This window comes from Streptococcus oralis (genome assembly GCF_026782285.1).
GTDB classification, from domain to species: domain Bacteria; phylum Bacillota; class Bacilli; order Lactobacillales; family Streptococcaceae; genus Streptococcus; species Streptococcus oralis_CG.
In genome coordinates this window covers 101,462-123,283 of the sequence record NZ_JAKUWG010000002.1, presented here as the reverse complement: position 1 = coordinate 123,283, position 21,822 = coordinate 101,462, and the positions used below count along the sequence as shown (strand labels likewise).

The following is a 21,822-nucleotide window of genomic DNA, read 5'->3' as shown; positions in this document are numbered from 1 at the left end:
ATTTTGATAAATAACAAAGGAGGAGCGCATGCACAAAATTTTGCTAGTAGAGGATGACCAAGTCATTCGGAAACAAGTTGGGAAACTGCTCTCTGAGTGGGGCTTTGAGGTCGTTTTGGTAGAAGATTTTATGGAAGTATTGAGCCTTTTTGTTCAGTCAGAACCTCATTTGGTCCTCATGGATATTGGTTTGCCTCTTTTTAATGGTTACCACTGGTGTCAGGAAATTCGCAAGATTTCCAAGGTTCCCATCATGTTTCTGTCTTCGAGAGACCAGGCGATGGATATCGTCATGGCAATCAACATGGGAGCGGATGACTTTGTGACCAAGCCTTTTGACCAGCAGGTGCTTCTTGCAAAGGTTCAGGGCTTGTTGCGCCGTTCTTATGAATTTGGCCGAGATGAGAGTCTGCTGGAGTATGCGGGTGTGATCCTCAACACCAAGTCTATGGATTTGCACTATCAGGGGGAAGTCCTGAGTTTGACCAAGAATGAATTTCAAATTTTGCGGGTTTTGTTTGAACATGCGGGCAATATCGTGGCGCGTGATGACCTGATGCGGGAACTCTGGAATAGCGACTTTTTCATCGATGACAATACCCTGTCTGTTAATGTGGCTCGATTGCGTAAAAAATTGGAAGAGCAAGGTTTGGTTGGATTTATCGAGACCAAGAAAGGAATAGGATACGGACTGAAACATGCTTGATTGGAAATCATTTTTTCTAGCCTATCTGCGTTCTCGCAGTCGCATCTTTGTCTATATTTTTTTATTAGGCTTTCTCGTCCTTCTCTTTCAGTTTTTATTTGCTAGTCTAGGAACTTATTTTCTTTATTTCTTTCTGCTCAGTGGCTTTTTGACCTTCTTATTTTTGACTTGGGATATATTTGCAGAAGCTCAAGTTTACCGTCAGGAAGTGCTCTATGCTGAGAGAGACCCCAAGTCTCCTCTGGAATGTACGCTGGCAGAAAAGCTTGAAAAGCGTGAGTCTGAATTGTATCAAAAGAACTCTGAAGCGCAGAGCAAGCTGACTGATTTGCTTGATTACTACACCTTGTGGGTTCATCAGATCAAGACGCCCATTGCAGCGAGTCGTCTCTTGGTAGCAGAAGTCTCTGATCGCGAGGTCAAGCAGCAACTGGAACAGGAAATCTTTAAGATTGACTCCTATACCAATCTGGTGTTGCAGTATCTTCGTTTGGAAAGCTTCCACGATGACTTGGTATTTGAAAAGGTTCAAGTGGAGGATCTGGTGAAGGAAGTGGTTCGCAAGTATGCCCTTTTCTTTATCCAAAAGGGACTGACGGTCAATCTACATGACCTTGACAAAATCATCGTGACCGATAAGAAGTGGCTGTTGGTCGTCATTGAACAAATCCTCTCAAACAGCCTCAAATACACCAAGGAAGGTGGACTAGAGATTTATATGGAAGGCCAGGAGCTCTGTATCAAGGATACGGGAATCGGGATTAAAAACAGTGATGTGCTCCGAGTCTTTGAACGTGGTTTTTCAGGCTACAATGGGCGTTTAACCCAGCAATCATCTGGACTTGGACTTTATCTATCTAAGAAAATTTCTGAAGAACTTGGCCACCAGATTCGCATCGAGTCTGAGGTCGGAAAAGGAACAACAGTAAGGATCAAATTCGCTGAAGTGAAGCTCGTTATTGAGTAAACATAGATGAGAAAAAGCCTCTGATTGGAGGCTTTTGTGCTAGGTTCTTATTTCTCAACGCGTGATTTGTTGGCGATATCAGCTAGGATAGATTCAACAAAGTTATCAACTGAGACAGTGTGTGTTTCTTTTTGGCCATAACGACGAACGTTGACAGTTCCGTCTTCCATTTCCTTGTCCCCAACGATCAATTGGTAAGGAATTTTGCTGGTTTGAGAAGCACGGATCTTGAACTGCATTTTTTCATTGCGCTCATCTACGTCTGCACGGACACCGCGGTCACGGAGTTTCTTAGCCACTTCCCATGCGTAGTCCACGTGTTTTTCGTTAGAAACTGGGATGAGAGTTACTTGATGTGGTGCAAGCCATGTTGGGAAGGCACCCTTGTAGTTCTCAATCAAGATAGCTGTGAAGCGTTCCATGGTTGAGATAACCCCACGGTGAATCATGACTGGACGGTGCTCTTCGCCATCAGCTCCGATGTATTTGAGGTCGAAGCGTTCTGGCAACAAGAAATCGAGCTGGATCGTAGAAAGAGTTTCTTCTTTACCGAGAGCAGTCTTAACCTGGATATCCAATTTTGGTCCGTAGAAGGCTGCTTCACCTTCAGCTTCAAAGTAGTCAACACCCATTTCATCAAGAGCTGCACGAAGCATGGTTTGGGCATTTTCCCACATCTCATCGTTATCAAAGTACTTGTGAGTATCTTGAGGGTCACGAAGAGAGAGACGGAAGCGGTATTCAGTCAAGTTGAAGTCTTCGTAAACATCGATAATCAACTGAAGGGAACGTTGGAATTCTTCTTGGATTTGTTCTGGAGTAACAAAGAGGTGACCGTCGTTGAGAGACATTTCACGCACACGTTGAAGACCAGTAAGGGCACCAGATTTTTCGTAGCGGTGCATCATACCGATTTCAGCGATACGGATTGGCAATTCACGGTATGAGTGAACATGATGTTTGTAGACCTGGATGTGGTGTGGGCAGTTCATTGGACGAAGGACAAATTCTTCCCCGTCACCCATGTCCATAGTTGGGAACATGTCTTCTTGGTAATGATCCCAGTGACCAGAAGTCTTGTAAAGCTCTACTGAAGCAAGTGGTGGAGTGTAAACGTGTTGGTAGCCAGAAGCCAACTCCTTGTCCACGATATAGCGTTCCAATTCACGACGGATAGTCGCACCGTTTGGCAACCAGAATGGAAGTCCTTGTCCGACTTCTTGTGAAATCATGAAGAGGTCAAGCTCTTTACCAAGTTTACGGTGGTCACGTTCTTTAGCTTCTTCACGCATTTGAAGGTAGTTCTTCAAGTCTTTCTTATCGAACCAAGCTGTACCGTAGATACGTTGCATCATGGCATTGTCGCTATTTCCACGCCAGTAGGCACCTGCTACATGGAGAAGGTGGAAGATTTGGATGCGACCTGTTGAAGGCACGTGAGGGCCACGACAGAGGTCTACATATTCGCCTTGACGGTAGATAGTCAAACCACCTTCGTCTTCAGAATGTTCTTCAATCAATTCCAACTTGTACGGGTCATTTTTGAAAATTTTACGTGCTTCGTCCTTGGTAACTTCCTCGCGAATAGATGGGAAGTTTTCTTTAACGATTTTCTTCATTTCTTCTTCGATACGAGGAAGGTCTTCATTGGAGATTTGACCAGCAGTATTGTCTGTATCGTAGTAGAAGCCATCTTCGATAGCTGGACCAACACCCAAGTGAATATCTGGGAAAAGGCGACGAGCTGCTTGGGCGAACAAGTGAGCCGCTGAGTGACGCAAGATCGGAAGAGCATCTTCGTGATCAGGTGTCACAATTTCGATGGCACCATCTTCAGTGATAGCACGAGTCGTGTCGATGAGTTTGCCGTTGAATTTACCAGCCAAGGCTTTTTTAGCTAGGGAATTGCTGATAGATTGGGCAATTTCAAAAGTTGTAACGCCAGATTCGAATTCACGAACAGCGCCATCTGGGAAAGTAATCTTAATCATGGTTTTCTCCTTAAATATTTATTCTATTTTTATTGGACAATTTTAAGAGCCGAGCAACTTCTTCCACAGTCTGATCTTCTGATTGATTGCCATCTGTTACGAGACTAGAATAGCCTAATTTCATCGCTTCCTGCCGAACCATTTGGGCAAAAAGAATGTCTCGTTGCATCCAGTTTTCAAAAGCTTTCTCAGGATTGGTAGTTCCCTCTAAGACATAAGGAACCCATTCTCTCTGTTTATAGTGCTTTTTCTGAAAATCAGCTGTCGGAGTCAAGCATAGATAGGAAGACGCTGGGCATTCAAGCTCCTTTACCAAGTGAGGCAAAAGTCCTGCTCCCTCCACCAAGAGAGGTCTATCTTGATTTTTTATCAAGTAAGATTTTACATAAGGAAAAATCTCTTCATAAAAGCGCCATTCTTCATCTGCCATCTCTTCTGGACTTCTCATCCAGATTTGTTCTGGACTTCTATCCTGTCTAAGAAGGCAAATTGGCTGTGAGTCTGCACTTGCTTGAATCATCATCTCATCTACCAAATCATCCAATTTGATATGAAGTAGTTGATACTGTCTAGCAAGAAGTGAGGCAATTGTTGATTTTCCACTACAAGGCGATCCGCCAATCATATAAAACATCATTCTTCCTCCTTCTGACAAATCAAAAAGCGACATCCTCGAAAGGACGTCGCAACGTGGTTCCACCTTCATTTATGTTCCTCAAAAAAGAGGGACACCTCAGATTGGCTTTAACGTGGCCACCGTTTTATGTTTTCATAAAAGTCAGTTGAGTAGTATCAGTTTAGGCTCTCTATGCGTTTCCAGCAACCACGCACTCTCTAGTAGAAAGGGACTAAGTGACTTGTCTCTATGCATTATTATAGCATGATTGCGAGAATTTTCAAGGATTTTGTGAAAGTTTTTTATTTTTTCCTTGCTGGAGGATGTATTTAATACCTGAACCTGAAGCCATACCAAGTAGGGCAAAGAGTTCATAAGCTAGGAAATAAACGAGAATGAATTCATTGAAAGTGATGATGGTAAAGCAATAGAGAAGAGCAATACCGAGCAGCCACCACAGTGAGAATTGGAAACGGTAGCTATAAAGAAGGGACACGATGAAGGTTGCCAAGGGTGAAAAGAGGATGATGTTATACATGTAAAGCCCTTTCAGCGTATAAGGATCAGATATTAGCAGCAAAAGCAACTCATAGAGGGGCCAGTAAAAGAAGAAAATGACAAGGCAGTATGGGACATACTTAAGATATTTCCGCATGGCAATAGTCCTCCAATCTACAAAAATTGAGAGATGTTGAAGACCACATGATCCTAAATGAAGGGGAACTCTCTACCTATATTATAGCACGATTTGGAAGCTCTTACAAGTTAATACAGTGAGCAGTGATAGTGATTTTTTGCAGTGTTTTCTGCTATAATACTAACAGAAGAAGTAAGAGGAAATGAGGAGAAAGAATGACGAAAATAGCAGTTCTTTCAGACATACATGGGAATACGACAGCCCTGGAAGCTGTACTGGCTGATGCAAAAGCGGAAACGGTAGATGAGTACTGGCTTTTGGGGGATATTCTTATGCCGGGAACGGGACGTAGAAGGATATTGGACCTATTAGCTAGCTTGCCCATCACAGTAAGAGTTCTTGGAAATTGGGAGGATAGTCTCTGGCGTGGTTTGCATCGTAAGCTAGATTTGACAAAAGCTAGTCATCGCTATCTCCTACGTCAATGCCAGTATATATTAGAAGAAATCAGCCCTGAAGAAATCGAAGACCTCCACAATCAACCCATGCAAGTTCATCGTCGGTTCGGTGATTTGACAGTGGGAATCACTCACCATCTCCCTGATAAAAACTGGGGTAGAGAGTTGATTCATATGGGAAAACAAGAAGATTTTGATAGATTGGTGACGAATCCACACGCCTCTATCGCAGTATATGGTCATATCCACCAACAGTTGCTTCGTTATGGAAGTGATGGACAGTTGATTCTTAATCCAGGGTCCATTGGGCAACCCTTCTTTTTAGATGCGGGATTACGTAAGGATCTGCGGGCTCAGTATATGATTTTAGAGTTTGATGAGGCAGGTTTGTCTGATGTTGATTTTCGTCGAGTGGATTATGATGTAGAAGCTGAGTTGCAGCTGGCTAAGGATTTAAAGCTCCCTTATTTTCAGGTCTATTATGAAAGTTTGGTAAATGGGATTCACCACACTCATAATCAGGAACTTCTGTATGAAATTGCCCAAGAACAAGGGCATGATGCCGAGTTGGATGCATGGCTAGATAGTGGTAATAATTGACATTACAACGTAAAAGGGTATAATGGATATCAGATAGGATGTGAAAGGAGGAGAAGATGCAAATTTCAAGTCGATTTACGATTGCGACTCATATGTTAATCATCATTGCCATCAAGAGTCAAGAGAGTAAGGTAACCAGTGATTTTCTCGCGGCCAGTGTTGGGGTTAATCCGGTCATTATTCGCAAAACCTTGTCCCAACTCAAAAAAGCTGAACTGATATCAGTTGCGCGTGGAACAGGTGGCACCGAGATTATCAAAGACCTCCAAGATATTAGCCTTTTTGATGTTTATCAGGCAGTCGAATGTTTAGGAAAATCTGGTAAACTCTTTAGTTTCCATGAAAATCCGAACTCAAGTTGTCCAATTGGATCGAATATCCATGCGGTCTTAGATCAAAAACTACTAGATATCCAAGAAGCGATGGAAAACCAACTCCGTCAGACGAGTCTGGCTCAGGTTGTGGCAGATGCAGAAGCAAGAATAGCAAAATAAGAGGACTAGGCTCCTCTTTTTCTATTACCATAATTATGATACAATGTAGTCATCAAAGGAGGAGACTATGTACTTTATTACAGGATTTTTCGTCCTACTTTTTTTGATTTCATTTTTTAGGGACAATCGCAGTCTCTGGAATCCAGCTCTCTTGCTTTTATCTCTGCTCTTTTCTTACCTGTCTATTGCCAATCTTTTTTATGAAGCTGGACAGGAAGAAGTGCACATGCTTTTCTTTGCAGTGATTTTTCTCTTGCTCCCTTTTTTAGTTTTTCTAAGTGGCTTTTTCCTGATTTATAACGGATTTGTGTTGTTGAAGAAAGAAGGGAAATCCAAGGCAAATTATTTGTCTCTGGGGCTAGGGTGCGTGATTCTGTTCTTTTTTGTGATCATGGCAATCCGAATGAGCGATACCAATGGCTTGTTCTACACCAATCATCTAGTGAATATTTTCTTTTTCTTTCTGATCTACTCGTATTTGATTTTCGGCTTTGCCTTTGCAGGGTTTCTACTTTATTCTATTCTGTATCTTTTTATTCCTAAGAAAAAATATTATGATTTTATTATTATTCACGGTGCAGGCTTGTTGAATGGAGAAAAAGTAACTCCCTTACTTAAGAGCCGTATTGACAAGGCTGTAGAGGCTTATCGTCAGTCGTCCAATCCCAACGTTAAAATCATCGCCAGTGGTGGTCAAGGTGGGGACGAGAAGATTTCTGAAGCTCAGGCAATTTGTAATTATTTGATGGAAGAGACGGATGTTCCGAGAGAAGCGATTCTCCTAGAGGAAGACTCAACGACGACTTATGAGAATCTTCTCTTCTCAAAAGAAATGGGAGAGAAACTGGTAGCAAATCCACGTTTTCTCTTTGTGACCAATGATTACCATGTTTTTCGTACCAGCACCTATGCCCGCCGTATTGGGATGAAGGGAGATGGTCTTGGTTGTCGTACTGCCGCCTACTATATCCCATCGGCCTTTATCAGAGAATATATTGCTCTATGTGTGAAGATGAGATGGCTTTTTATCGCCTTCTATACTTTATTAATTTTAGCTCTGATTTTCTCCTATAGAGGTGTTCTATGGTAATATGTAAAATTCATATTGTAATTCTTGTTAGAATCTCTAAAAAATCTTGTAGTAACCCTAAGGGAAAAATTGTTACTAGTAATGAAAGAGTAGGGTAAGTGATTGTGAGTGCGGTTTTTGGAACGGCTTCATGATTGCTCGTCAATCAATTGAACAATTTCTAACCTAGTTGCAGATTTTCAGAGAGAGTCAAAAATAGGCAACTGAATATGAGTAGACTAGAATTTTACAGTCAACGACAAATAAAAATGTGAACAGCAACAGAGGTTCACATTTTCTTTTTGGTCTATGGCAAAATGGCTTTTAGTTCCTTAAGGATAGTTTGCAAGGTTACGACCGCTTGTTCTCCTTGTTGTGGTTGGTAGAGTAGCTGGAAATACTTGCGAATAGTTTCTTCAAATTGCTTAGGGAGGAGAGTACAATGGGCCTTTGCGTACTCCAGCATCCGTTTTTCACCAGGATGGGTTTGCTCATTGAGCGCAAATAACAAGTCAAAGTAGGAAGCGAAAAATTCACTCGTACGATGATTCATACTGAGAAGATCTTGGCGTTTGATAGCTTTTTCTATTTGGTGAGAGAAGGCAGGCATGGCTTGTTCTAGCAAAAGGAGTTGCCTTTCGATGATCTGTTTTTTGAGTTCCTGTGGATAGGGAATCTGGTAAGTCTTTTGGAGAGAAGCATAGTGTCCATTCGGGTCGTATAGAATCTTGCTGTGGAGTAGATTATGCCACATGCAAGTTGTATAGGCATTTTGAGCTTTGTGTTGAAAAACGGTTGAGTTCAATTCCTGTTCAAACGACTCCAGCGAACGATAAATCAACTCGATTTCGATACCGTTGTTTAGTACGCAGTCATCCTCTAACTCCCAAAACTGGTTTCCAATTTCCATATAGGAGCAGTATTTACTCAAAATTTTTAGGCGAGTCGCCTCATCAATAGGAGAGTTGAGATAGACATAAACGTCATAGTCAGAATTTTGATCGTAGGTTTGTCCTGCACGAGAACCACCAAGAGCAATAGCTTCTACTTGTTCCAGTTGAGAGAATTCTTTGAAAAGTTCGTGGATCATGATTTTTCTCCTTGCTTTTTGTTTTAAAGTCATTTTACCAAAAAGTAAAACGTTTGCATAGCATTAAGTTGCTGCTTTTTCATTTATAGCAAAAAATGTGAACCCCTGTTGTTGGTTCACATTTCTTTTTTTATTCCGCAGCTTGTTGCCAACGTTTGGCTAGCATGCGAGACAGGCTAGAGATTGATAGGTTAAAGCTGAAGTAGATGAGGGCAATCAGGATATAAAGACTGAAGACCTGCTCTGGCTCGAAGTAGCGTCCCATGAGAATTTGGCTAGCGCCAAAGAGTTCTTGTAGGGCGATAACAGAGTAGAGAAGGCTGGTATCCTTAATCACAGTTACAAACTGAGAAATGATAGCCGGAAGCATTTTGCGGATCGCTTGTGGGAGAATGATATGGTAGAGGATTTGCATAGAGGTAAATCCTTGCGACATTCCCGCTTCGTATTGTCCCTTGTCTACGGCATTGAGACCACCACGGATAATCTCAGCCAAGGCTGCTGATGTAAAGAGGGTGAAGGCGGTAATACCAGCTGGTGTGGACTTCATCTTGAACACCAAAAAGATGGTAAAAATCCAGAGTAGGTTGGGAACATTGCGCACAAACTCAATATAAATGCTGGAGATGATCCGTAAGACAGGATTTTTACCATTTCTCATGACGGCTAGCACTGTTCCGATAAGGGTCGAGAGGACGATAGCAATCAGAGAAATGTAGAGGGTCAAGCCAAATCCTTTAAAGATAAAGATTAGGTTATCTGGGGTCAAAACTTCTAAAATAGATTCCATAGTAACCTCCTAAAATGAATAGGCTTTTTTATTGGCTTGCTCCATCTTGCGACCAAACTGGGCGACAGGGAAGCAAAGGGCAAAGTAGAGTAAGGCAGCGCCTAGAAAGGCTGGGATGTAGTTTCCGTTGAGAGCTGACCAAGACTTGGTCACAAACATCAAGTCTACTCCAGAGATGATAGCTACGGTAGAGGTATTCTTGATGAGGTTAACGATTTGGTTGGTCAAAGGAGGGAGAATGATACGGAAGGCCTGAGGCAAGATAATCAAGCGCATGGCACTGATATAGGTGAAACCTTGTGACAAGGCAGCTTCCATCTGACCGCTAGGAATAGACTGAATCCCTGAACGAATCACCTCGGCGATATAGGCGCCGTGATAGAGTCCCACGCAGAGAACAGCAGTCCAATAAATCGGAATCATGATGGTGTGTTCACTGATCAGAGGTAGGCCATAAAAAACAATAACAAACTGTACCAAGAGGGGGGTATTTTGGTAAAATTCGACAAAGATACGAGCCAAAATTCTTAAAATTTGATGTTTGCTAGTTGATAGGATTCCAAAGATGATTCCTAAGACCATAGCTAGGATAAAGGATCCAATAGCTAGGGCAAGAGTGAAGAGGAAACCATTGAAAAATTGCCCAAAATCCTGAAAATAGGCTGTCCAAGATGATAAATCTGTCATGGGGTGTCCTCCTTAATCTGCAGTATGGCTAGATGGTTTGAGCTTGTAACGGTCATAAAGTTTCTGCAAACTACCGTCCTTGCTCCATTTAGTGACCAAGTTATCAAGATAATCGTTGAGCTTAGTGTTTGATTTCTTGGTAACAATACCGTAGTCAGATGGCTTGAAACTATCATCTAGTAGTTCTGTTCGTTTACTGGTGTAGCCAGACAGGATAGAGCGATCCACGGAAAAGGCATCGATACGGTGAGCGTGAAGGGAAGTAATCAATTCTGGATAGGAACCAAGTTCTACGAATTTAAACTTCAGACCTTTCTTTTTACCCAGTTCAGTAATCAAGCGCTGGGTGATGGATCCTTGGGCAACCCCAATCGTTTTGCCGTTTAGGTCCTCAATGCTTTTGATGTTGGCGGATTTATTGACCAAAAAACCAGAAGCATCCGTATAGTAGGGACTGGTGAAGTTGTAGAGTTTTTTACGTTCTTCTGTGATGGTAAAGGTCGCGATATCCAAATCGACCTGTTCATTGTCAAGAAGTGGGCCACGGGTTTGAGCGGTAACAGGCACGTAGCGAACCTTGACCTTGAGCTCATCCGCAATCATCTTGGCCAAGTCGGTTTCGATACCAGAATAGGTCCCTGTCTTGGGGTCCTTGTAGCCAAAATTGGGAACGTCTTGTTTGACACCGACAACTAGTTCGCCTCTTTTTTGAATGTCTGCGACGCTGGTATCGGCTTGGACTGGTTTGGCAGCAGCAAGGCTGAAAAGGCTAATCAATAATGCTGATAAAAAGAGTTTCTTTTTCATAGGCGCCTCCTTATTTGACTTTGTCACTTTCGTGGTTGATAATTTTGCTGAGGAATTGTTGGGCACGAGGTTCGCTTGGATTGTCGAAAAAGTCATCGACATCTGTCGTATCTACTAAAACTTCCCCGTCAGCCATAAAGATAATGCGGTCCGCAACCTCTCGGGCGAAGCCCATTTCGTGGGTAACGATGATCATATTCATCCCGTCATGTGCCAGTTTTTGCATAACTGCTAGAACATCTCCGATAGTCTCAGGGTCAAGAGCAGATGTTGGCTCGTCAAAGAGGAGGAGCTCCGGATGCATGGCAAGACCACGAGCGATGGCGATTCGCTGTTTTTGACCACCAGATAGCATAGCTGGATAGGAATCTTTCTTGTCCCACATATTTACAAATTCCAGATATTTTTGGGCTGTTTTTTCAGCTTCTTTTTTATCAATTCCTAGAACTTTTATGGGTGCAAGTGTTACGTTTTCTAACACAGTTTTGTGTGGGTAAAGGTTAAAATGTTGGAAAACCATGCCGACTTCCTTACGAAGAGGAACTAAATCTTTCTGGCTAGCACCTGCTACTTGGTGTCCATTGACTAGGAGATTTCCTTTGTCAACAGCCTCTAAACCATTGATCGTACGGATAAGAGTGGACTTTCCAGAACCAGAAGGTCCAAGCAGGACAACGACTTGTCCTTTTTCAAAACGGAGATTGATGTCGCGGAGTGCGTGGTAGTCTCCGTAATATTTTTCGACGTTTTTAAATTCTACTAAAGCCATGAGAGATCTCCTATGTGTTAGATTTTATAACATGATTCTACAACAAAAGAATGTTCTTGTCAAATCATATCTGAAAAAATTCACTAAAATGTTATAAAAAAGCAATCTGGATAGAGAAAATGCCTAAATCATGTTATAATGAAACGATAGAATTCTTAGAAAGAGTGGATGTTTTTTTGATAACTCCTACTTATGAATGGCAGTTTGCCCCGCAGGTTGAAGATGCGGATTTTACAAAGATAGCCAAGAAGGCTGGACTGGGTCCTGAAGTGGCTAGGTTATTATTTGAAAGAGGGATTCAGGATGAAGAAAGTCTAAAGAAGTTTTTAGAACCTTCTTTAGAGGACTTACATGACCCCTATCTGCTCCATGATATGGACAAGGCAGTAGAACGGATTCGTCAGGCCATTGAAGAAGGGGAAAACATTCTCATCTATGGAGACTACGATGCAGATGGTATGACTTCAGCGTCGATTGTTAAGGAAAGTTTGGAACAGCTTGGCGCTGAATGCCGTGTTTATTTGCCAAATCGTTTTACTGATGGCTATGGTCCCAATGCCAGTGTCTATAAATACTTTATCGAGCAAGAAGGTATTTCCTTGATTGTGACAGTGGACAATGGGGTTGCAGGTCACGAAGCCATTGAATTGGCCCAGTCTATGGGAGTGGATGTCATTGTGACTGACCACCATTCCATGCCGGAATCCCTTCCTGATGCCTATGCCATCGTTCACCCCGAGCATCCAGATGCGGACTATCCCTTCAAACAGTTAGCTGGTTGCGGAGTGGCCTTTAAGCTGGCTTGTGCCCTTTTAGAGGAAGTCCAAGTGGAGCTACTCGATTTGGTAGCTATCGGTACCATTGCGGATATGGTAAGTTTGACGGATGAAAACCGTATTTTGGTTCAATATGGTCTGGAAATGCTGGGGCATACTCAGCGTATTGGTCTACAAGAAATGCTGGATATGGCTGGGATTGCTGCGAATGAAGTTACAGAAGAAACGGTTGGCTTTCAGATTGCCCCTCGTTTAAATGCCTTGGGGCGTTTAGATGATCCTAATCCAGCTATTGATTTGTTGACTGGGTTTGACGACGAGGAAGCACATGAGATTGCCCTCATGATTCACCAGAAAAATGAAGAACGTAAGGAGATCGTTCAGTCAATCTATGAAGAAGCTAAGACCATGGTAGATCCTGAGAAGAAGGTCCAGATTTTGGCCAAGGAAGGCTGGAATCCTGGGGTTCTGGGTATCGTTGCTGGTCGTTTGTTGGAAGAACTAGGGCAGACAGTCATCGTTCTTAGTATAGAAGAAGATCGTGCCAAGGGCAGTGCTCGTAGTGTGGAAGCGGTCGATATTTTTGAAGCTCTGGATCCCCATCGAGACCTCTTTATCGCCTTTGGCGGCCATGCTGGTGCAGCTGGAATGACGCTGGAAGTGGAGAAGCTTCCAGATTTATCTCAAGTCTTGGAAGACTATGTCCGTGAAAAAGGTGCAGATGCTGTTGGCAAGAACAAGTTAAATCTAGATGAAGAGTTGGACTTGGAGACCCTTAGTTTAGAAACGGTTAAAAGTTTTGAACGTTTGGCACCTTTTGGAATGGACAATCAGAAACCTGTCTTTTATATCAAGGATTTTCATGTCGAAAGTGCTCGTACCATGGGAGCAGGAAATGTCCACCTAAAACTAAAAATTTCCAAGGGTGAGGCGAGTTTTGAAGTGGTGGCCTTTGGACAAGGTAGATGGGCAACAGAGTTTGCTCAAACCAAGAATCTAGAATTGGCAGTCACCTTGTCTGTCAACCAATGGAATGGGCAAACTGCCCTCCAGTTGATGATGGTGGATGCGCGTGTGGAGGGTGTTCAACTCTTTAACATTCGTGGGAAGAATGCAGTCTTGCCAGAAGGGGTTCCAGTCTTGGACTTTGCTGGAGAATTACCAGAATTAGCGACCAGTGATGCTGTGGTTGTGAAAACCATTCCTGAAGATATTACCTTGCTGAAGGCCATTTTTCAGGAACAGGATTTCTCTGCTGTCTATTTCAAAAATGACATCGATAAGGCCTACTATCTGACAGGTTACGGGACTAGAGAACAGTTTGCAAAATTGTACAAGACCATTTACCAGTTCCCGGAATTTGATATTCGTTATAAGTTGAAAGATTTGGCGGCTTATCTCAATATCCAACAAATCTTGCTGGTCAAGATGATTCAAGTATTTGAAGAGCTGGGCTTTGTGACGATCAAAGATGGTGTCATGACAGTCAATAAAGAAGCGCCGAAAAGGGAAATTAGTGAAAGTCAGATTTACCAAAATCTCAAACAAACTGTAAAAAATCAAGAAATGATGGCGCTGGGTACGGTGCAAGAAATGTATGATTTTTTGATGGAAGAAAACTAGAAGGTAGGAAAGAGTTGGGCAACCAGCTCTTTTTTGGAAACAAATCTTCATTTTGAAAATCATCAAAAAAATGGTATAATGGTAGGAAAAGATTCGGCTGAAAGTTTTAGAACTTTTAGAATAAGAGGGTAAACCTACCCTATAATCAAGATAGATTAAGTTTCGGAGGGAAAATGAGTAATATCAGTTTAACAACACTAGGTGGTGTACGTGAAAACGGGAAAAATATGTACATTGCTGAGATCGGCGATTCGATTTTTGTTTTGGATGCAGGGCTTAAATACCCTGAAAATGAACAACTTGGGGTTGATGTCGTCATTCCAAATATGGACTACCTTTTTGAAAATAGCGACCGTATCGCAGGGGTCTTCTTGACCCACGGACATGCGGATGCCATTGGAGCTCTGCCTTACCTTTTGGCAGAAGCGAAGGTGCCTGTGTTTGGCTCTGAGTTGACCATTGAGTTGGCCAAACTCTTTGTCAAAGGAAATGATACGGTTAAGAAATTCAATGACTTCCATGTGATTGATGAGGATACAGAAATTGACTTTGGAGGAACTGTAGTTTCCTTCTTCCGTACAACTCACTCCATCCCGGAAAGTTTGGGAGTTGTCTTGAAAACTCCAAAAGGCAGTATTGTTTACACAGGTGACTTCAAGTTTGACCAGACGGCTAGTAAATCCTATGCGACGGATTTTGCCCGTTTGGCAGAAATCGGTCGTGAGGGTGTCTTGGCGCTCCTCAGTGATTCTGCGAATGCGGATAGCAATATCCAGGTGGCGAGCGAGAGTGAAGTTGGAGAGGAAATTACCCAGACCATTGCAGACTGGGAAGGTCGTATCATCGTTGCAGCAGTTGCCAGCAACCTCTCTCGTATCCAGCAGGTTTTTGATGCTGCAGCAGATACAGGTCGCCGAGTTGTTCTGACTGGATTTGATATTGAAAATATCGTCCGCACTGCGATTCGTCTCAAAAAATTATCTCTAGCCAACGAAAGTCTCTTGATTAAACCAAAAGAAATGTCTCGATTTGAAGACCATGAGTTGATTATCCTTGAGACTGGTCGTATGGGTGAGCCTATTAATGGACTTCGTAAGATGTCTATCGGACGTCACCGCTATGTGGAAATCAAAGATGGGGACTTGGTTTATATCGTAACCACTCCGTCTATCGCCAAAGAAGCCGTCATGGCGCGTGTTGAAAACATGATCTACCAAGCTGGTGGTGTGGTGAAACTCATTACCCAAAGCTTGCGAGTATCAGGACATGGGAATGCGCGTGATTTGCAGTTGATGATCAATCTCTTGAAACCAAAATACCTCTTCCCTATCCAAGGGGAGTACCGTGAGTTGGATGCGCATGCCAAGGCTGCCATGGCAGTTGGAATGTTGCCAGAACGCATTTTCATCCCTAAAAAGGGAACGACCATGTCTTATGAACATGGAGACTTTGTTCCAGCTGGAGCTGTTCCTGCAGGTGATGTCTTGATTGACGGAAATGCCATCGGAGATGTTGGAAATGTCGTCCTTCGTGACCGTAAAGTCTTGTCAGAGGATGGAATCTTTATCGTGGCGATCACTGTCAACCGTCGTGAGAAGAAAATTGTGGCCAAGGCTCGTGTTCATACGCGTGGATTTGTTTATCTCAAGAAGAGCCGCGATATTCTTCGTGAAAGCTCAGAATTGATTAACCAAACGGTAGAAGAGTATCTTCAAGGTGATGATTTTGACTGGGCAGAGCTCAAAGGCAAGGTTCGTGATAATTTGACCAAATATCTCTTTGATCAAACTAAGCGTCGTCCAGCAATCTTGCCAGTCGTGATGGAAGCAAAATGAGAAGCAGAATACCTACAGAAAAAGTCGAATTTCGGCTTTTTCTTATAGAATAGTATAAAGGAGAAAACCATGGCAGTTATGAATATTGAGTATTACTCAGAAGTTTTGGATATGGAGTGGGGCGTTATCGTACTCTATCCAGATGCTAGTCGGGTGACTGAACTAGATTGCACAGATATTCCTGTCCTTTATCTTTTGCACGGAATGTCAGGAAATCAAAATAGCTGGCTCAAACGTACCAATGTCGAACGCTTGTTGCGCGGAACCAATCTCATTGTTATCATGCCCAATACTAGCAATGGCTGGTACACAGATACCCAGTACGGTTTTAACTACTTTACTGCTCTAGCAGAAGAGTTACCTCAGGTTATGAAACGTTTCTTCCCCAATATGACCAGCAAGCGAGAAAAGACCTTTATTGCAGGCCTCTCCATGGGTGGCTACGGCTCCTTTAAACTCGCTCTATCGACGAATCGTTTTTCTCATGCGGCTAGTTTTTCTGGTGCGCTCAGTTTTCAAGAATTTTCTCCTGAAAGTCAGGATCTGGGATCGCTTGCCTACTGGCGAGGAATTTTTGGAGAGATTAAAGACTGGACAGCTAGTCCTCATTCGCTTGAAAGCATGGCTGCAAAATCCGATAAAAAGACCAAACTATGGGCTTGGTGTGGAGAGCAAGATTATCTCTACTCTGCCAATAATCTCGCAGTGAGAAACCTCAAAAAGCTTGGTTTTGAGGTGACCTATAGTCATAGTCCAGGTAAGCACGAGTGGTACTATTGGGAAAAACAATTGGAGCGTTTTTTGGCTACTCTACCAATTGACTTTGTTTTGGAAGAGCGCTTATCTTAGTTTTAGGTTTCTTTCAGCTTTCTTCAGTAAAATAGAGAATCTATCTTAATCAAGGAGAATGTGATTTCAAGATAGATTCTTATTTTTATGAAAGGTGGAGCGTCATGTTCTGGATTATTCGATTATTGTTCCGATTTCTTTTGGGAATTTGGCGTTTCTTCTGGCGTCTGGTTTGGACTGTGGTTATTCTACTTCTCATTGCCTTTGGAGTGGTTTGGTATCTGTCTGGTGATTTTCATTCTGCGGTCAATCAGGTTGAAAAAATGAGCCAGATTGGTCAAGGTGGCTGGAATCAATGGAGGGAGACGGGAACGCTGGAAGTCTTGTCTCAGACAGACAGTCACCAACATGCAGAAGGCAAGTGGGCTCAGGCATCAGCTCGCATCTATATTGAGCCTCAAATGGATGAGACCTTCCAAGGTGCCTATGCAGAAGCCATAAAAAACTGGAATCAAACGGGAGCTTTTACCTTTGAGGTGGTTGCGGACCCTAGTCAGGCAGATATTGTGGCAAGTGAGATGAATGATGGATCGACCGCTGTAGCTGGTCAAGCCGAGAGTCAAACCAATTTGTTAACCAAACAATTTATATCTGTAACGGTTCGCCTGAATCACTATTATCTATCCAATCCAAACTATGGTTATTCTTATGAACGGATTGTGCACACGGCGGAGCACGAGCTGGGGCATGCCATCGGATTGGATCATACCAACGAAACTTCTGTCATGCAGCCAGCGGGTTCTTACTATGGAATTCAGCCTCGGGATGTGAAAGCTGTTCAAGAACTCTATACCAGTAGCGACTAGATGAAGTCGGTACAATCTAAAATGAAACCAAAGCTCCTCCATCAAGCGGTGGGTGGGGCTTTTTGTTCGTCCTGTCACAGGCTTTTTGCTATAATGGAACTATGAATAACTTGATCAAATCAAAACTGGAGCTCTTGCCGACTAGTCCTGGTTGTTACATTCACAAGGATAAAAATGGCACCATTATCTATGTAGGAAAGGCTAAAAATCTGCGCAATCGCGTGCGCTCCTATTTCCGTGGAAGTCATGATACCAAGACGGAGGCTCTGGTATCTGAGATTGTGGATTTTGAATTTATCGTCACTGAGTCTAATATTGAAGCCCTTCTGCTGGAAATTAACCTTATCAAGGAAAACAAGCCCAAGTACAATATCATGCTCAAGGATGATAAGTCCTATCCTTTCATCAAAGTCACCAATGAGCGCTATCCTCGATTGATTATCACCCGTCAGGTCAAAAAGGACGGTGGTCTCTACTTTGGTCCCTATCCAGATGTGGGGGCAGCCAATGAAATCAAGAGACTATTGGACCGGATTTTTCCTTTTCGGAAATGTACCAACCCACCCTCTAAAGTCTGTTTTTATTACCATATTGGCCAATGTATGGCTCACACCATCTGTAAAAAAGATGAGGCTTATTTCCATTCCATGGCTCAGGAGGTTTCTGATTTCCTAAAAGGACAGGATGACAAAATCATCGATGACCTCAAGGGAAAAATGGCTGCGGCAGCTCAGACTATGGAGTTTGAACGTGCGGCGGAATACCGTGACTTGATTCAGGCCATTGGAACGCTTCGGACCAAGCAACGGGTCATGGCGAAAGATTTGCAAAATCGGGATGTCTTTGGTTACTATGTGGACAAGGGCTGGATGTGTGTTCAGGTTTTCTTTGTTCGTCAGGGAAAACTCATCGAGCGGGATGTCAATCTCTTCCCCTACTACAATGATCCGGATGAGGACTTTTTGACCTACGTGGGGCAGTTTTATCAAGAAAAATCCCACCTGGTTCCCAATGAGGTATTGATTCCGCAGGATATTGATGAAGAAGCAGTCAAGGCCTTGGTGGATACCAAGATTATCAAACCCCAACGTGGAGAGAAAAAGCAACTGGTCAATCTAGCTATAAAAAATGCCCGTGTTAGTCTGGAGCAGAAGTTCAATCTGCTAGAAAAATCTGTCGAAAAGACCCAAGGGGCTATTGAAAATCTAGGACGCTTGCTCCAAATCCCGACTCCGGTTCGTATCGAGTCCTTTGATAACTCTAATATCATGGGAACCAGCCCTGTTTCAGCTATGGTGGTCTTTGTCAATGGGAAACCGAGTAAAAAAGACTACCGTAAGTACAAGATAAAAACAGTTGTGGGTCCAGACGATTATGCTAGTATGAGAGAAGTCATTCGCAGACGCTATGGCCGAGTTCAACGTGATGGTTTAACCCCTCCAGATTTGATTGTCATTGATGGGGGACAAGGTCAAGTCAATATTGCCAAGCAGGTCATTCAAGAAGAGCTAGGTTTGGATATTCCTATTGCAGGTCTGCAAAAGAATGACAAGCACCAAACCCACGAGCTGCTCTTTGGAGATCCGCTGGAAGTAGTGGAGTTATCTCGCAATTCTCAGGAATTTTTCCTCCTCCAACGCATCCAAGATGAGGTGCACCGCTTTGCCATCACCTTCCACCGTCAACTACGCTCCAAAAATTCTTTTTCATCTCAATTGGATGGGATTGAAGGGCTAGGACCTAAACGCAAGCAAAATCTCATGAAACATTTCAAGTCTTTGACTAAAATCAAGGAAGCTAGTGTGGATGAAATTGTCGAAGTTGGAGTACCAAGAGCAGTAGCAGAAGCTGTGCAAAGAAAGTTGAACCCGCAGGAGGCAGTGGAATTGGCTCAAGTGGCGGAAGATAAAGTAGATTATCAAACAGAAGGAGAGTATCATGAACCATAAAATCGCAATTTTATCAGATATTCATGGCAATGCAACGGCACTAGAAGCAGTGATTGCAGATGCTAAAACTCAAGGAGCCAATGAATACTGGCTTCTGGGAGACATTTTCCTCCCTGGTCCAGGTGCAAATGACTTGGTCGCCCTACTAAAGGGCCTTCCTATCACAGCAAGTGTTCGAGGCAATTGGGATGATTGTGTACTTGAGGCTTTAGATGGGCAATGTGGCTTAGAAGACCCACAGGAAGTTCAGCTCTTGCGTATGACCCAGTATTTGATGGAGCGAATGGATCCCGATCAGATCGCTTGGCTGCGGAGTCTGCCTATGGTTGCGAAGAAAGAAATTGATGGGCTGCGTTTTTCTCTTTCTCATAATTTGCCTGATAAGAACTATGGTGGTGACTTGTCTGTTGGGAATAACACAGATAAATTTGACCAACTCCTAGATGAGGAAACGGACGTGGCAGTCTATGGTCATGTTCACAAACAGTTGCTTCGCTATGGCAGCCAAGGGCAACAAATTATCAACCCTGGTTCGATTGGCATGCCCTATTTTGATTGGGAAGCGTTAAAAAATCACCGTGCCCAGTATGCCGTGATAGAAGTGGAAGATGGGGAATTGGTAAATATTCTATTCCGAAAAGTTTCTTATGACTATGAAGCGGAGTTAGAATTGGCCAAGTCCAAGGGTCTTCCCTTTATCGAAATGTATGAAGAGCTACGACGAGAAGATAACTATCAGGGGCACAATCTAGAACTCTTAGCTAGTTTAATTGAAAAGCACGGGTATGTAGAAGATGTGAAGGAGTATTTTGATTTCCTGCAAAGTTAGAAATAAAATGGATGCCCTTAATTTGAAGTGAGGTGGTAGCCGAATTGCTTAGAAGAGAGTCAGACGATAAGGAAGAAAAGATGGCTTAGCTAAAGTTTGACATTGAAATTATTTTGTTATACAATGAACTTAATTCTTAATAAAAAGGAGAACATTATGAAGAAAATTATTACAGCCAGTATGGCTCTGTTATCTGTTGTTGTTTTAGCAGCATGTTCAGGGAAAACAACGTCTGACTCTTCGACTAAGACTTCAAGCTCTGTAGAACAAACTTCTTCTTCAGAGACTTCATCAACAACGTCTGGTTCAAAGACAGAAAATAATGAGGTTGTTTTGATCACCGATGAAGAAATTGACAATGCTAAAACTGTTGGAGATGTGAAGAAAGTCTTTGGCAAATTAGTCGACAATTATAAAAAGCATGCAGTTGAAATTGGGGAAAAAATTCCAGAGAGTGGAAAAGAAGCATATAACGCCCAAGTTGAACCAGCGCTTAAGTCTATGGAGACTGTAAGAGAGTCATTTAACGAAAGCCTTTCAAGTATTGGTTCTGATGATACAGTAGTGCCAGAACAAACTCGTACTCTATTTGTTCAACAGTTGAAAACTGGACGTGACACAATGAAGAAAGCGCTGGAAGCGGCTTATAAAGCAATTGCTCCATACACATCTGGTCAATAATATAAGAAAGTAGGTGTTCGATCACCTGCTTTTTGATTGCTTCAAATCTAAAGCGATACCTACTTAAATAGCTCCAAATTAATAGCAGAGAGTTTGAAAGAAGTACTAACTCTATGAAAAATCTCTGCAAGCTCTTTCAAAATATGGTAGAATGGATGCAGTAGAATTAGAAAAGGAAATCGATTATGAAATTTCTTGAATTGAATAAAAAAAGTCATGCGACTAAGCATTTTACTGATAAGCCGGTGGATCCCAAAGATGTACGTACGGCTATCGAAATCGCAACCTTGGCCCCAAGTGCTCACAACAGCCAGCCATGGAAGTTTGTGGTTGTTCGTGAAAAAAATGCTGAACTGGCAAAGTTGGCATATGGTTCGAACTTTGAGCAGGTATCATCAGCGCCTGTAACCATTGCCTTGTTTACAGATACAGACCTTGCCAAACGTGCCCGCAAGATTGCCCGCGTTGGTGGTGCAAAGAACTTCTCAGAAGAGCAACTTCAATATTATATGAAGAATTTGCCTGCTGAATTTGCACGTTACAGTGAACAACAAGTCAGCGACTACCTAGCCCTCAATGCAGGTTTGGTTGCCATGAACTTGGTTCTGGCTCTGACAGACCAAGGAATCGGTTCTAACATTATTCTTGGATTTGACAAATCAAAGGCCAATGAGGTTTTGAATATCGAAGATCGTTTCCGTCTAGAACTTTTGATTACAGTGGGTTACACAGATGAAAAATTGGAACCAAGCTACCGCTTGCCAGTAGATGAAATCATCGAGAAAAGATAGAA

At 42.7% G+C, this 21,822-nt stretch carries 21 protein-coding genes; 13 read left to right on the top strand and 8 right to left on the bottom strand.

Annotation, left to right across the window (positions count from 1 at the left end; translation table 11 throughout):
• Positions 1–28: 28 nt before the first annotated feature.
• Both MK403_RS01715 and MK403_RS01710 read left to right on the top strand, forming a co-directional pair.
• Entirely contained in the window at positions 29–706 is a 678-nt protein-coding gene (locus tag MK403_RS01715) for a response regulator transcription factor (protein WP_093586416.1), read from the top strand.
• A complete protein-coding gene (locus MK403_RS01710; protein WP_268708768.1) occupies positions 699–1,673 on the top strand; it encodes a sensor histidine kinase in 975 nt (324 codons plus the stop codon). The genes MK403_RS01715 and MK403_RS01710 overlap by 8 nt, the downstream gene beginning before the upstream one ends.
• Before the next feature lie 47 nt (positions 1,674–1,720).
• Here MK403_RS01710 and thrS read toward each other — a convergent pair whose 3' ends face one another.
• The 3 genes from thrS to MK403_RS01695 form a co-directional block, all read right to left on the bottom strand.
• Complete coding sequence (gene thrS / locus MK403_RS01705; RefSeq protein ID WP_268708767.1) at positions 1,721–3,664, bottom strand: threonine--tRNA ligase; 1,944 nt, start codon at positions 3,662–3,664, stop codon at positions 1,721–1,723.
• Positions 3,665–3,674: 10 nt separating this feature from the next.
• Positions 3,675–4,301 (bottom strand): adenylate kinase family protein, encoded by a 627-nt coding sequence (locus MK403_RS01700; RefSeq protein WP_268708766.1) that lies wholly within the window; start codon positions 4,299–4,301, stop codon positions 3,675–3,677.
• 259 nt (positions 4,302–4,560) lie between these two features.
• Positions 4,561–4,935: a hypothetical protein gene (locus MK403_RS01695; protein WP_268708765.1), complete on the bottom strand. Its 375-nt coding sequence runs from the start codon at positions 4,933–4,935 to the stop codon at positions 4,561–4,563.
• Between the two features lie 197 nt (positions 4,936–5,132).
• Here MK403_RS01695 and MK403_RS01690 point away from each other — a divergent pair, with 197 nt between their 5' ends.
• From MK403_RS01690 to MK403_RS01680, 3 genes are all read left to right on the top strand, one after another.
• Complete coding sequence (locus MK403_RS01690) at positions 5,133–5,975, top strand: metallophosphoesterase family protein (RefSeq protein WP_268708764.1); 843 nt, start codon at positions 5,133–5,135, stop codon at positions 5,973–5,975.
• A 56-nt stretch (positions 5,976–6,031) separates the two neighbouring features.
• Positions 6,032–6,469, top strand: coding sequence for an Rrf2 family transcriptional regulator (locus tag MK403_RS01685; RefSeq protein WP_268708763.1), 438 nt, complete (start codon positions 6,032–6,034; stop codon positions 6,467–6,469).
• Between the two features lie 67 nt (positions 6,470–6,536).
• Positions 6,537–7,559, top strand: a complete 1,023-nt coding sequence (locus tag MK403_RS01680; protein WP_268708762.1) for a YdcF family protein — start codon at positions 6,537–6,539, stop codon at positions 7,557–7,559.
• Between the two features lie 286 nt (positions 7,560–7,845).
• Here MK403_RS01680 and MK403_RS01675 read toward each other — a convergent pair whose 3' ends face one another.
• From MK403_RS01675 to MK403_RS01655, 5 genes are all read right to left on the bottom strand, one after another.
• Positions 7,846–8,628 carry a DUF4037 domain-containing protein gene (locus MK403_RS01675; protein ID WP_268708761.1) on the bottom strand — a complete coding sequence of 261 codons (783 nt, stop codon included), beginning with the start codon at positions 8,626–8,628 and terminating at the stop codon, positions 7,846–7,848.
• Positions 8,629–8,758: 130 nt separating this feature from the next.
• Entirely contained in the window at positions 8,759–9,418 is a 660-nt protein-coding gene (locus MK403_RS01670) for an amino acid ABC transporter permease (RefSeq protein ID WP_268708760.1), read from the bottom strand.
• Between the two features lie 9 nt (positions 9,419–9,427).
• On the bottom strand, positions 9,428–10,105 hold the full coding sequence (locus MK403_RS01665; RefSeq protein ID WP_268708759.1) for an amino acid ABC transporter permease: 678 nt from the start codon (positions 10,103–10,105) through the stop codon (positions 9,428–9,430).
• Between the two features lie 12 nt (positions 10,106–10,117).
• Positions 10,118–10,912 (bottom strand): transporter substrate-binding domain-containing protein, encoded by a 795-nt coding sequence (locus MK403_RS01660; RefSeq protein WP_268708758.1) that lies wholly within the window; start codon positions 10,910–10,912, stop codon positions 10,118–10,120.
• A gap of 10 nt (positions 10,913–10,922) precedes the next feature.
• Entirely contained in the window at positions 10,923–11,681 is a 759-nt protein-coding gene (locus tag MK403_RS01655) for an amino acid ABC transporter ATP-binding protein (RefSeq protein ID WP_268708757.1), read from the bottom strand.
• Between the two features lie 176 nt (positions 11,682–11,857).
• On the opposite strand from MK403_RS01655, the gene recJ reads away from it, so the two are divergent.
• From recJ to MK403_RS01615, 8 genes are all read left to right on the top strand, one after another.
• Complete coding sequence (gene recJ, locus MK403_RS01650) at positions 11,858–14,080, top strand: single-stranded-DNA-specific exonuclease RecJ (protein ID WP_268708840.1); 2,223 nt, start codon at positions 11,858–11,860, stop codon at positions 14,078–14,080.
• Between the two features lie 173 nt (positions 14,081–14,253).
• Positions 14,254–15,915 carry a ribonuclease J gene (locus MK403_RS01645; protein ID WP_268708756.1) on the top strand — a complete coding sequence of 554 codons (1,662 nt, stop codon included), beginning with the start codon at positions 14,254–14,256 and terminating at the stop codon, positions 15,913–15,915.
• 69 nt (positions 15,916–15,984) lie between these two features.
• A complete protein-coding gene (locus MK403_RS01640) occupies positions 15,985–16,764 on the top strand; it encodes an alpha/beta hydrolase (protein ID WP_268708755.1) in 780 nt (259 codons plus the stop codon).
• Between the two features lie 104 nt (positions 16,765–16,868).
• A complete protein-coding gene (locus tag MK403_RS01635; RefSeq protein WP_268708754.1) occupies positions 16,869–17,570 on the top strand; it encodes a M57 family metalloprotease in 702 nt (233 codons plus the stop codon).
• Positions 17,571–17,671: 101 nt separating this feature from the next.
• Positions 17,672–19,519 (top strand): excinuclease ABC subunit UvrC, encoded by a 1,848-nt coding sequence (uvrC, locus tag MK403_RS01630; protein WP_268708753.1) that lies wholly within the window; start codon positions 17,672–17,674, stop codon positions 19,517–19,519.
• Complete coding sequence (locus MK403_RS01625; RefSeq protein ID WP_268708752.1) at positions 19,509–20,348, top strand: metallophosphoesterase family protein; 840 nt, start codon at positions 19,509–19,511, stop codon at positions 20,346–20,348. Before uvrC ends, MK403_RS01625 begins: the two co-directional genes overlap by 11 nt.
• A 156-nt stretch (positions 20,349–20,504) precedes the next feature.
• On the top strand, positions 20,505–21,029 hold the full coding sequence (locus tag MK403_RS01620) for a hypothetical protein (protein ID WP_268708751.1): 525 nt from the start codon (positions 20,505–20,507) through the stop codon (positions 21,027–21,029).
• Positions 21,030–21,214: 185 nt separating this feature from the next.
• On the top strand, positions 21,215–21,820 hold the full coding sequence (locus tag MK403_RS01615) for a nitroreductase family protein (protein ID WP_268708750.1): 606 nt from the start codon (positions 21,215–21,217) through the stop codon (positions 21,818–21,820).
• Positions 21,821–21,822 lie beyond the last annotated feature (2 nt).

Bases quoted from the DNA above. Each gene is read 5' to 3' on its own strand.
- MK403_RS01715 (WP_093586416.1), top strand. From the start codon at position 29: ATGCACAAAATTTTGCTAGTAGAGGATGACCAAGTCATTCGGAAACAA.
- MK403_RS01710 (WP_268708768.1), top strand. From the start codon at position 699: ATGCTTGATTGGAAATCATTTTTTCTAGCCTATCTGCGTTCTCGCAGT.
- thrS (WP_268708767.1), bottom strand. From the start codon at position 3,664: ATGATTAAGATTACTTTCCCAGATGGCGCTGTTCGTGAATTCGAATCT.
- MK403_RS01700 (WP_268708766.1), bottom strand. From the start codon at position 4,301: ATGATGTTTTATATGATTGGCGGATCGCCTTGTAGTGGAAAATCAACA.
- MK403_RS01695 (WP_268708765.1), bottom strand. From the start codon at position 4,935: ATGCGGAAATATCTTAAGTATGTCCCATACTGCCTTGTCATTTTCTTC.
- MK403_RS01690 (WP_268708764.1), top strand. From the start codon at position 5,133: ATGACGAAAATAGCAGTTCTTTCAGACATACATGGGAATACGACAGCC.
- MK403_RS01685 (WP_268708763.1), top strand. From the start codon at position 6,032: ATGCAAATTTCAAGTCGATTTACGATTGCGACTCATATGTTAATCATC.
- MK403_RS01680 (WP_268708762.1), top strand. From the start codon at position 6,537: ATGTACTTTATTACAGGATTTTTCGTCCTACTTTTTTTGATTTCATTT.
- MK403_RS01675 (WP_268708761.1), bottom strand. From the start codon at position 8,628: ATGATCCACGAACTTTTCAAAGAATTCTCTCAACTGGAACAAGTAGAA.
- MK403_RS01670 (WP_268708760.1), bottom strand. From the start codon at position 9,418: ATGGAATCTATTTTAGAAGTTTTGACCCCAGATAACCTAATCTTTATC.
- MK403_RS01665 (WP_268708759.1), bottom strand. From the start codon at position 10,105: ATGACAGATTTATCATCTTGGACAGCCTATTTTCAGGATTTTGGGCAA.
- MK403_RS01660 (WP_268708758.1), bottom strand. From the start codon at position 10,912: ATGAAAAAGAAACTCTTTTTATCAGCATTATTGATTAGCCTTTTCAGC.
- MK403_RS01655 (WP_268708757.1), bottom strand. From the start codon at position 11,681: ATGGCTTTAGTAGAATTTAAAAACGTCGAAAAATATTACGGAGACTAC.
- MK403_RS01645 (WP_268708756.1), top strand. From the start codon at position 14,254: ATGAGTAATATCAGTTTAACAACACTAGGTGGTGTACGTGAAAACGGG.
- MK403_RS01640 (WP_268708755.1), top strand. From the start codon at position 15,985: ATGGCAGTTATGAATATTGAGTATTACTCAGAAGTTTTGGATATGGAG.
- MK403_RS01635 (WP_268708754.1), top strand. From the start codon at position 16,869: ATGTTCTGGATTATTCGATTATTGTTCCGATTTCTTTTGGGAATTTGG.
- uvrC (WP_268708753.1), top strand. From the start codon at position 17,672: ATGAATAACTTGATCAAATCAAAACTGGAGCTCTTGCCGACTAGTCCT.
- MK403_RS01625 (WP_268708752.1), top strand. From the start codon at position 19,509: ATGAACCATAAAATCGCAATTTTATCAGATATTCATGGCAATGCAACG.
- MK403_RS01620 (WP_268708751.1), top strand. From the start codon at position 20,505: ATGAAGAAAATTATTACAGCCAGTATGGCTCTGTTATCTGTTGTTGTT.
- MK403_RS01615 (WP_268708750.1), top strand. From the start codon at position 21,215: ATGAAATTTCTTGAATTGAATAAAAAAAGTCATGCGACTAAGCATTTT.